This is a genomic window from Mesorhizobium sp. M7A.F.Ca.CA.004.04.2.1 (assembly GCF_004022825.1).
Classification (GTDB): domain Bacteria; phylum Pseudomonadota; class Alphaproteobacteria; order Rhizobiales; family Rhizobiaceae; genus Mesorhizobium.
Genome location: NZ_RZPH01000136.1, coordinates 1 through 9,076, shown reverse-complemented (window position 1 = coordinate 9,076; position 9,076 = coordinate 1). Strand labels below are relative to the sequence as shown.

The 9,076-nt window shown below is 62.7% G+C and carries 11 protein-coding genes; 5 read left to right on the top strand and 6 right to left on the bottom strand.

Features of this window, described 5'->3' with window-relative positions:
• Positions 1-826, bottom strand: an 826-nt coding sequence (locus EN893_RS08965) for a LysR family transcriptional regulator (RefSeq protein WP_128361497.1), incomplete at its 3' end; no start/stop codon positions are given.
• Between the two features lie 127 nt (positions 827-953).
• Between EN893_RS08965 and EN893_RS08960 the strand changes: the two genes are divergently transcribed.
• Positions 954-1,976: an NAD(P)-dependent alcohol dehydrogenase gene (locus EN893_RS08960; protein ID WP_127270043.1), complete on the top strand. Its 1,023-nt coding sequence runs from the start codon at positions 954-956 to the stop codon at positions 1,974-1,976.
• Between the two features lie 12 nt (positions 1,977-1,988).
• Here EN893_RS08960 and EN893_RS08955 read toward each other — a convergent pair whose 3' ends face one another.
• Entirely contained in the window at positions 1,989-2,696 is a 708-nt protein-coding gene (locus EN893_RS08955; RefSeq protein ID WP_127273164.1) for an LssY C-terminal domain-containing protein, read from the bottom strand.
• 109 nt (positions 2,697-2,805) lie between these two features.
• On the opposite strand from EN893_RS08955, the gene EN893_RS08950 reads away from it, so the two are divergent.
• A complete protein-coding gene (locus EN893_RS08950; RefSeq protein ID WP_127270448.1) occupies positions 2,806-3,519 on the top strand; it encodes a gamma-glutamylcyclotransferase in 714 nt (237 codons plus the stop codon).
• Between the two features lie 12 nt (positions 3,520-3,531).
• Here the strand turns inward: EN893_RS08950 and EN893_RS08945 are convergent, their stop codons facing one another.
• Entirely contained in the window at positions 3,532-4,338 is an 807-nt protein-coding gene (locus EN893_RS08945) for an extensin family protein (protein ID WP_127270418.1), read from the bottom strand.
• A 172-nt stretch (positions 4,339-4,510) separates the two neighbouring features.
• On the opposite strand from EN893_RS08945, the gene EN893_RS08940 reads away from it, so the two are divergent.
• Positions 4,511-4,780, top strand: coding sequence for a hypothetical protein (locus EN893_RS08940; RefSeq protein ID WP_127270419.1), 270 nt, complete (start codon positions 4,511-4,513; stop codon positions 4,778-4,780).
• 30 nt (positions 4,781-4,810) lie between these two features.
• Here EN893_RS08940 and EN893_RS08935 read toward each other — a convergent pair whose 3' ends face one another.
• Both EN893_RS08935 and EN893_RS08930 read right to left on the bottom strand, forming a co-directional pair.
• Positions 4,811-5,893, bottom strand: coding sequence for an extensin family protein (locus EN893_RS08935; RefSeq protein WP_164749430.1), 1,083 nt, complete (start codon positions 5,891-5,893; stop codon positions 4,811-4,813).
• A gap of 186 nt (positions 5,894-6,079) precedes the next feature.
• Positions 6,080-6,505 (bottom strand): DUF3775 domain-containing protein, encoded by a 426-nt coding sequence (locus tag EN893_RS08930; RefSeq protein WP_013530064.1) that lies wholly within the window; start codon positions 6,503-6,505, stop codon positions 6,080-6,082.
• A gap of 141 nt (positions 6,506-6,646) precedes the next feature.
• On the opposite strand from EN893_RS08930, the gene EN893_RS08925 reads away from it, so the two are divergent.
• Together EN893_RS08925 and greA are read left to right on the top strand one after the other, a co-directional pair.
• The gene (locus EN893_RS08925) at positions 6,647-7,186 is read left to right on the top strand and encodes a tetratricopeptide repeat protein (protein WP_127270421.1); all 540 of its coding nucleotides are present in this window, start codon (positions 6,647-6,649) and stop codon (positions 7,184-7,186) included.
• 271 nt (positions 7,187-7,457) lie between these two features.
• Positions 7,458-7,931 carry a transcription elongation factor GreA gene (gene greA, locus EN893_RS08920; protein ID WP_128361496.1) on the top strand — a complete coding sequence of 158 codons (474 nt, stop codon included), beginning with the start codon at positions 7,458-7,460 and terminating at the stop codon, positions 7,929-7,931.
• 242 nt (positions 7,932-8,173) lie between these two features.
• Here greA and waaC read toward each other — a convergent pair.
• Positions 8,174-9,076 (bottom strand): lipopolysaccharide heptosyltransferase I (waaC, locus tag EN893_RS08910; protein WP_128361495.1); only part of this gene is annotated, 903 nt, incomplete at its 5' end.

Here is a 9,076-nt window from a genome sequence, read left to right as displayed (position 1 = left end):
GCCAGACGGTATGCACGACGATGTTCTCGACCAGGCAGTCCGACAGCACCATTTCGAGATCGCAGCTTTTGAGGCTGTCGGCGGCCAGCCATGTCGGCAGGAAGGCGATGCCGCAGCCGGCGAGCGCTGCATCCAGCATCGGTTCGCCATGGCCGAGAACGAGTCGCGCCTTGGGCATGAAGGTTGCGAGATGGCCGTCGGAATGCCTGATCACCCAGGGCCGGACGATGCCCTCGCGACCGTAGCCAATGACGCTGTGATCGGCGAGATCCTCGACCGATTGCGGCCGGCCATGCCTGTCGAGATAGTCGGGAGCCGCGCATATGGCCGAGCGCTGGGCGTAGAGGCGCCTGGCCGCAAGCGACAGGCTGTCGTCGAGTTCGCCCATGCGGATCGCCAGGTCGATGCCCTCCTCGATCAGGTCGACGCGGCGGTCATTGAAGGAGACTTCCACCGTCAGGTCCGGAAATTTCTTCGAAATCTCGAACAGCACGGGGGCGACGCAGCGTCGGCCGAAGGCCAGCGGCACGTCGATCCGAAGCCGGCCAGACGGGACCTGACGGCGCGAGGCAAGCAGCGACTGTGCGGCTTCGATCTCGGCAAGGGCCCGGACGCAGGCTTCATAATAGCTGACGCCTTCGCTGGTCGGGCTGAGGCTGCGGGTGGTGCGGTTCAGCAAGCGGACGCCGAGTCTCTGCTCCAGCTGCGCGATCGATTTGCCGATCGCCGACTTCGTCACATGCAGCCGCTCGCCGGCGCTGGTGAAGCTGCCGGCCTCCACCGCCTGAACAAACGCGACGATGCCTTGCAGGTCGGCCGTTTCCATGGCGATTTCCTATTGTCGACTTTTAATCCGCAATCAGTGTCAAATTATACCGCACGGAAGCACTATTTTCTATAGTCGAAAGGCATAAATGTCTCGCCTGGCATCAACGCACGGAGCGCGACACGACATGAGCACCCCAATCAACAGATCCTGGCAGATGAGCGGTTTTGGCCTGTCGAGGCTAAGCCAGGTGGAAGGCAAGGTGCCCGAGCCAGGGCCGCACGATTTGCTGGTGCGGACCAAGGCCGTGTCGCTCAACTACAAGGACAAGATGATCGTAGACGGCGTGCTGATCCCAGACCTTGCCTTTCCCTTCGTGCCGACATCCGACGCGGTGGGTGAAGTGGTGGCCGTCGGCAGTGCGGTCAGCCGCTTTCAGGTCGGCCAGCGCGTGCTCGGCCAGGTGATCGCCGATTGGCCGGATGGCGACGCACCGCCGGTGCTGCATAAGCACACGCTGGGGTCGTCGCTGTCGGGCATGCTTTCCGACCATGTCATTCTCGGCGAGGACGCCGCGGTGCTGGCGCCGCCATCGCTCGGCGATTTCGAGGCCGCGACATTGCCGATCGCGGCGCTGACGGCCTGGTTCGCCATGGCCGAAGCGACCAGACCGGTGCCGGGCCAGACCATTCTGATCCAGGGCACCGGCGGCGTGTCGCTGTTTGCGCTGCAGTTCGCCACCGCGTTCGGCCTGCGCGCCATCGTCACCTCAAGCAGCGATGAAAAGCTTGAGCGGGCGAGAAAGCTCGGCGCCTGGCAAGGGATCAACTACCGCACGCAACCGGCCTGGGATGAGGCCGTGCGTGAGCTGACGAATGGGCTGGGCGTCAACCACGTGCTGGAAATGGTCGGCGGCGACAATGCACGGCGATCGCTGAATGCGCTCGCCGCCGACGGTCGGCTGTCGATCATCGGCCTGTTGGGCGCGATGGAGCTCAGCTTCCCTATCATGCCCTTCATGCGCAACCGCATCACCGTGCAGGGCCTGTCGGTTGGCCATCGCCGCGCCTTCGAACGTATGAATCAGGCGATCGAGGCGCTGGCGATCAAGCCGGTCATCGACAAGCTCTTTGGCTTCGACGAGGTGCCGCAAGCCTTGCAGCATCTGGAGAAAGGGCCGTTCGGCAAGATCGTGATCACCACGAACTGACTTTTGCGATGGTCAGGGCAACTGCTTCAACACGCCGACAATTGCCTCGCCATCCGTGAAATAGGGATCGCCGCCGCCATTGCGTCCCGTACTGGTGGCGCCGACGCCCGATATATCGCTGGTCGAGATCAGCGTGCCGGCGGTGGCCAGGTCGCGCATCAGGAAATCGCGCTCGGCGTCGATGTCGGGGCCGATATGGTGGGTGACGGCGCCGGTGTCGTGGCTGAGGCCGACGCCGCGATCGAAGCTGGCCGAGCCCAGCCACAGCGGCCGGCCATCGTCGCCGCTTGCATCGGTCTGCCAGAAGCGGACATGATGCCGGCGGTCGGCGCTGAGGCCCTCCGGCTTTTCGAAGGCGAGATCCTGGGCGCGGCCATCGAACAGCAGCCTGCTGACCGGCGCATCGGGGTAGGGGTGGTCGAACAGCACGCTTTCACCGATCTCGATCGCGGTCTTCAGGGTCACGGCGTCGGCGGTGTCCCAGCCGGCGACGGCGAAGGCGTGCACTACTTCCTTTCGCGTACCGACAAGACCGACATTGATGGGATCGCCCGGAATGCCTTGTGGCGTGTGCGTCACCATCTCGAAGCTGTGCTTGCGAAAGCCGCGATCGTGAAACGTCCAGAATTCCGGTGCGGCGAAATAGGCGAGCGCCAGATAGGCGGCCAGCAAGGTCGCCACCCAGATTGCAACGCGTCGCCGAAAACTTCGCTGGCTCATGAACGCCGCCCGATCCGTGCGGTATCTGTTGCCTGACGGACCCGGGAAATCAATGGCCAGCAGCGCGCCGCCGGTCTATCGTGGGCATCGTTTCCTCGCGGGGGCAGCAATGGAGCGGAAGCCGGCAGGCCGCAAGCCAATGGCGTTGACCGCCGAGCTTGTCGCGCAAGTTGAGCGTGTCGAGCCTGATCCCGGGCCAGAGCCCGGAACCAGCGAGCACACCGATGTGGAGTTCGATGGCCTGGTCGAAAAGCTGCTTTTGCAGCATCGTCCCGAGACGCTTTGGGTCTTTGCCTACGGGTCGTTGATCTGGAACCCCGAATTCGCCTATGTCGAGCAGCGCCCGGCCACGGCGCCGGGATGGCACCGCTCGTTCTGCCTGAAGCTGACCCGCTGGCGCGGAACCCGCGATTTGCCGGCCCTGATGCTGGCGCTCGATCGAGGCGGCAGCTGCAGCGGCATCGTCTATCGGCTGCCCGCGGAAGATCATTTCGGGCAACTCGGCCAGTTGATGCGCCGCGAGATCGATGCCAACCCGCCAACCAACGTGCCATGCTGGATCAAGGTCAAGACCAGGGACGGGCCGCTGCGTGCCTTGGCTTTCGTCGCCGCGCCGGACGGCAGCGCCTATGCCGGCCGGTTGCCGTTGGAGCAGGTTGCCGACACGCTGGCGCGGGCTGCCGGTCATTGGGGCTCTTCGGCGCAGTATTTGTTCAGGACCGTGAGCAAGCTTGAAGAGAGCGGCATCCGCGACCGGAATCTCTGGCGCATCCAGGACTTGGTTGCACGGCAGATCGCCGCTTCAACCGGTGGCGCCGATTAGGCTGATCTCTTCCTAACGGCAGGCGCGATAACCGTTTTTGCGGTTCTTGATGTCGAAATGGAAATGGTTGCGGTGGTCGTAATTGTAGCCGGGGCCGAGCACGGTGGTGAAGTACTGGCAGCCGTCGGCGCGCACATTGTTGAGGAAGCCGCGGGTGCGGAAAGCGAACAGGCCGGGCTTACGCACGTCAATGTCGTCGCCATTGTTGAGTTCGATGCTCATGACGTCGAGCGCATTTCCCTTGCCATGCTCGGACAGGACACCTTCGCCGGCAATCCTGCGGCAGGAATAGCTGGAGCCCTGGTGGATGGTCTTGACGCCGGAGAAATAGCGCCAGCGGGCGGAGGGGACGAGCTCGTTCTTCGTCCAGCCGGCAAAGGTGGCGGCCATGTCGCAGGTCAGGGTTGCCGCGGGTTTCATCTGGATGTTGCCGATGGCCGAAACCTTGACCGGATAATCGATGCCGCACTGGCCTTCATGGATCGGCGCCAGGTCGGTGTAGGCGACATCGAGACGCTTCAATTGCTGCCGGCAGTCGGTTTCGCTGGCCGGCATCTGCTCGACGGGCGACATCGGCTCGTCCATGCGCGGATAAGCGGCCTGCGTCATGTATGGATTGGAAGGGACAAGCTTCTGCATGCCGGCATATTGCGGCACGGCAGCCGTCTGCGCGCCGACGTCGACGGCCGGCTGCAGCGACAGCACACTGCCGGTGTTGCAGGCGGAAAGCGCCGCCAGCGCCAGGCCGGCGGTCAGCATTGCTGCATATTTTGTCTGGCGCGCGGTGGCGAAAAACACGGCCCGAAATTTGCCGGCCATTGGCGGAATCCCGTTGATGGATATCCGGCATTTTAACGATCAAGGGTAAAGGAAAACTCAGCGCCCGCGTTCATGCCTGCGGCCGAATTGCGGCACGCGGATCATCGGCGAGGGCAATTCATCTTCGACAAGGCGCCTACTAGTTTTATAATAATTGCGGTTGGAGGGGTAAATGTCGATCTGGCGTACGATAAAACGGTTCTTCACCGCCCGGGATCTGCGTGAAGTGTATGTAACTTTACGCAGGAGTCCCTATTCGTTTGCCTTTCTTCTGAAGCTGGACAGGGATCAGCAGAAGTATGTTGTGGTTCAATTCCGGCATAAAAGTTTCGTCCAAGAGACTTGCAGCATGAGTATCGAAGATTTTGATGATTTTACACGTGGTGTTTTGATCATGAGGGCCGAGATCGACAAGCCGCTCCCGCCGAGCGCTCTGCAATAGATTTAGCCCAATTCCTGAGTGCGCTTTCGGCTATTGGCAGAACGTCCCGCCATGCCGTCTCGGTTCGAGATCGAGATGGAAATGCAGGGAGTGATCGGCATCGGCGCCCGGACCGAGCACCGTCTTGAAGGGTCCACAGGCGGCCTTGCGCACGGCATTGAGGAATTTGGCGTCCTTCTCCGGCGGCGCCGGGCCGACCTCGATCTTCTTGCCGTCCGACAGCGTGAAGCTGGCGATGTCGAGCGCGTTGCCGAACGCGTGTTCCGACAGTTTTCGGGTGCCGTTGCGTGGCCGGCAGACAAAGGCCGATGCCTGGCCGATCGATTTCAGGTCCTCACCGAATTCGGCTTTCGCCGCCGGCTGGATGACATCGGCGGCAAAACGCGCCGTCGCCTCGGCCATCTTGCAATTGAGCTCGGTGCCGGGGCCGATGGCGACGGACTTTCCAAGGTTCTTCAGCACGATGGGGTATGGGATCGAACAGCCGATTTCGGGCTGGCTTTCCGCCTTGTGTTCTTCGAATTCGACGCCGAGCGTCTTCAGTCGTTCGCGGCAGGCGACTTCCTCGGCTGGCATTTTCTCGTCGGGCAGATCGGCCGAGCGCGGATCGGGCAGCATCTTCTTCTCGTCCGCGTCCGCCGGCTTTTGCGACGGCTGCGGGCCAACGTTGGGCGGCTGAGCCTCGGGCTCCGCGATGTCGGGTTTTGGTGTCGGCGTTGGCGCGACCGCGGGCGGCTCCGGTTCGCTTTCGGTATCGGTTGAGGGTTCGGGAACTGACGACTCGGGGAGTGCCTGCTTTTCCTGGCGGGATTTTTCTTCGTTGGAACCTTCGGGCGCGCCGGTGGTCTTCGGAGCTTCCGTCTTCTGCTCCTGCGGCTTTGCAGTGTCAGCCTTCCGAGCGTCCGCCGGGCGCGGTTCCGGCACCGGAATGCCGGGCGCTGGTGCCGGAACAGATGGTCCAGGCACCGGAGCATCGGCAGGCAAGGGCAGCGGAGACTGCGTTTTCTGCTGTGTCTGCTTCGGCGTAACCGACCGATGTCTTCGTGGTTTCAGGCGCTTTCCGCCTCGCGGTTTAAGAGGCTGTTCGGCTCTTGGTGTCAACGGCTGCTCTATCCTCGGCGTCAACGGCTGGTGATGCCGATGGCGAAGTCTCGCCTCGGCCGGCATCACCAGTAAGGCCGTGACGGCCATGACGAACAAGATCCTGAACGTTCGGGAAAAGACAATCGACCCCATCGCCGTCAACGGCGCCGACGCAAGGTGGTTGCCTCGGCCGCATCACGAACGGTAACCGCTCCGTTACGCACCGATCGCTTCCAGCCCTTCCTCCAGCCAGTCGGCGAGCAGCGGCATGCCAAGCAGGTATTTCGCGGTGCGCTTGTTGGCGCGTTCGCGCGCGGCCGCCAGCGCGTCCGCCCATTCGGTGGCGTCGTAGTCGCCGCGACCGACCCAGGCCAGCGCGATCAGTTCGGCTGCTTCATCGACATTGAGGTCGTTGATCAGCTCACGCAGCTCTTCCTCGGTCAGATTCTCGGAGCTTTCCTCGGCAAGGCCGTCATGGTGATGGTTGACGTGGGACTCGCCATCGAGTTCGACCTCGTGCTCGGCGCCATCGGCATAGTCTTCATTGACGGCCGCACTCAGCGCCTTGGCCTTGAGGATGAACAGGCGCACAGTGTCGGGGCCGATCGAAAGCTCCCAGTCCTTTTCAAGCCGCCGCTGCAAGGGCCGTCTCCCTCAGGTCGTTTGCCGGATGATAGCGGATTTGCGGCATCCGTCACCTGATGTTCTCCGCACGCAATTTTCCGGGATGAAACGCAAGCCGACCGGCGTTAGTGTTGCATTCTCACCCTCCAGGAGGCTTCGATGCATAAAAGAGTGCTGATCCAGGTGGCGACTGCCCTTGTCGCGCTGCAGTTCCTTGCCGTTCCAGTGTTCGCCGCCGGCGGTGACAGTGGCGGCAGCGATCAGACGGTCACCCAATGCAAGAAGGGCGAAGTCTGGGACAAGAAGAAGAAAAAGTGCGTCGCACCCCAGGAGGGCATGCTCGACGACGACAGCATCTATGATGCTGGCCACGCGTTGGCGATGGCCGGGCGCTATGACGAGGCGATCGCCGTGCTCAGCCTTGCCGCCAACAAGCAGGATCCGCGCATCCTCAACTATCTCGGCTATTCGCACCGCCATTCCGGCCGCGTCACCGTCGGCCTCGGCTATTACGAGGAAGCGCTGCGCATCGATCCGAACTACACGCTGGTGCGCGAATATCTCGGCGAAGCGCATCTGCAGATCGGCGATCTGGCCGGCGCCCGGCAACAGCTGATGGAAATCGAGAAGCGGACCGGCAAGGGTTCGCGCGAATATGGCATGCTGGCCGAGCAGATCGACCATTTCATGAGAAGCTGAAAAGATCCCAGGGCTCTTCCAAGCGGCCGCGAGCGATCGCGGCCGCTTTTTGCTGCCCCCAGCCTCATTCACCGCCCTGGCTGATGAAAACGGGGATGATTTTAGCAAAACCGATTTTTGGGCGTGAAAAACCCGCTGACATTGCTATATTCAGGGAAATTGCGGTGAAACGGTTCCGTTAGCCCGAGGCTGCCGGACCCGTTTTCTTTTTGTACCCATCGACAAGGCTTTCCCCGAAACGCGGGGGTGGCAGCAGGAAAGGTCAGGCATCATGAACAAGGTCCCGATGACAGGCGAGGGGTTCGCGTCATTGAAGGAAGAACTGCGCTGGCGCCAGCAGGAAGAGCGGCCGCGCATCATCGAGGCGATCTCCGAAGCGCGCTCGCATGGCGACCTGTCCGAAAATGCCGAATATCATGCCGCCAAAGAGGCGCAGAGCCTCACCGAGGGCCGCGTCAACGAGCTTGAAGATTATATCGCGCGGGCCGAAGTGATCGACGTCAGCAAGCTCAGCGGCGACAAGATCAAGTTCGGCGCCACCGTGGTGCTGGTCGACGAGGACACCGAGGAAAAGAAGACTTACCGGATCGTCGGCGACCAGGAGGCGGACGTGAAGTCCGGCCGCATCTCGATCTCCTCGCCGATCGCGCGTGCGCTCATCGGCAAGGAAGTCGGCGACGCCATCGAAGTCAATGCGCCTGGCGGTGCCAGGGGATATGAGATCGTCCAGGTGCAGTTCATCTAGGGGATTTGAGGGGGGCGCGGCTGCGATTTTTAAGCTGAGGTTTGCGTCGCCCCTCATCGCCCTGCCGGGCATTTCTCCCCGTATAGTGACGGGGAGAAAGATGCTCCCGTCGACGATTTCGCCGATTTTCAACGTAGCAGAATAGACGCTGGCCTTGCGTTCAGCTCTCTTCTCCCCGTCGTTATACGGGGAGAGGGTGACGGCAGGCGGATGGGGGGCGGCGCTGGCCTTTCCGATTGACCTCAGTTCTTGCCAGCGTTGGCCTTGCCAAGGACCTGGAGTCCCGCCAGCCTCTCTGCCTCCGCCACCACCTCCGCCGGCATCACACGCTTCCCGGGCACTGCCAAAAGCGTCGACGCATATTGCCCGCGCGGACCCGTCAACCCGGGCTCGGTCGCCAGGAACACCGCAACCGTTGGCAGGCCGAAGGCGCTGGCGAGATGGGTCAGCCCGGTGTCGGCGCCGATGACCAGTTCCGAGCGGCCGATGAACTCAGCGATGTCGGCCAGCGGTGACTTTGGCACCACAACTGTCGATGGCACTGCCTTGGCAATGGCTTCGGCCACGGCCTTCTCGCGCTCGTTCGACCAGGTCGTGACCGGCGTTATCCCCCGCTCAATCAGGAGGCGCGCGGTTTCAATCCAGTCTTCGGCCGGCCATTTCTTGTCTTCGCGGCTGGTGCCGTGCAGCAGGAAGGCGGTTTTTCCGGCAATGCCCGCCAGAGTGCCGACGGGCGGCACGATGCCGGAGTCCAGGGTCGAAAGATCGGGCTGATAGCCGAGCGCCAGCCCGAACAGCCGCCGTGTCCGTTCGATGGCGTGCAGGTCGCGCGGCACGGGATAAGTGGCATCGTAGAACAGCGTCGCAGAAGGTTCGCGCGCGCTCGAACGGTCGAAGCCGGCAATGGGGGCGCCGGCCTGCCTTGCCACCAGAGCCGATTTCAGGAGGCCTTGCGCATCGATGACGAGGTCGTAACGGCAATCGCGCAAGGTGCGGCGCAGGGCGGCCGCCTCGTGCCACGTGGCGCCGTCGAGCAGCGCCTTGCGCCAGCGTCGGATCGCCACCGTGTGAATTCTTTCGATCGCCGGGTGAAGCGCGGCGATACCGGCAAATGCCTCTTCGACGCACCAGTCGAAGGTCAGGTC

What these genes read in the sequence shown, in the direction of transcription:
- EN893_RS08960 (WP_127270043.1), top strand. Translation starts at nt 954, where the DNA reads ATGAGCACCCCAATCAACAGATCCTGGCAGATGAGCGGTTTTGGCCTG.
- EN893_RS08955 (WP_127273164.1), bottom strand. Translation starts at nt 2,696, where the DNA reads ATGAGCCAGCGAAGTTTTCGGCGACGCGTTGCAATCTGGGTGGCGACC.
- EN893_RS08950 (WP_127270448.1), top strand. Translation starts at nt 2,806, where the DNA reads ATGGAGCGGAAGCCGGCAGGCCGCAAGCCAATGGCGTTGACCGCCGAG.
- EN893_RS08945 (WP_127270418.1), bottom strand. Translation starts at nt 4,338, where the DNA reads ATGGCCGGCAAATTTCGGGCCGTGTTTTTCGCCACCGCGCGCCAGACA.
- EN893_RS08940 (WP_127270419.1), top strand. Translation starts at nt 4,511, where the DNA reads ATGTCGATCTGGCGTACGATAAAACGGTTCTTCACCGCCCGGGATCTG.
- EN893_RS08925 (WP_127270421.1), top strand. Translation starts at nt 6,647, where the DNA reads ATGCATAAAAGAGTGCTGATCCAGGTGGCGACTGCCCTTGTCGCGCTG.
- greA (WP_128361496.1), top strand. Translation starts at nt 7,458, where the DNA reads ATGAACAAGGTCCCGATGACAGGCGAGGGGTTCGCGTCATTGAAGGAA.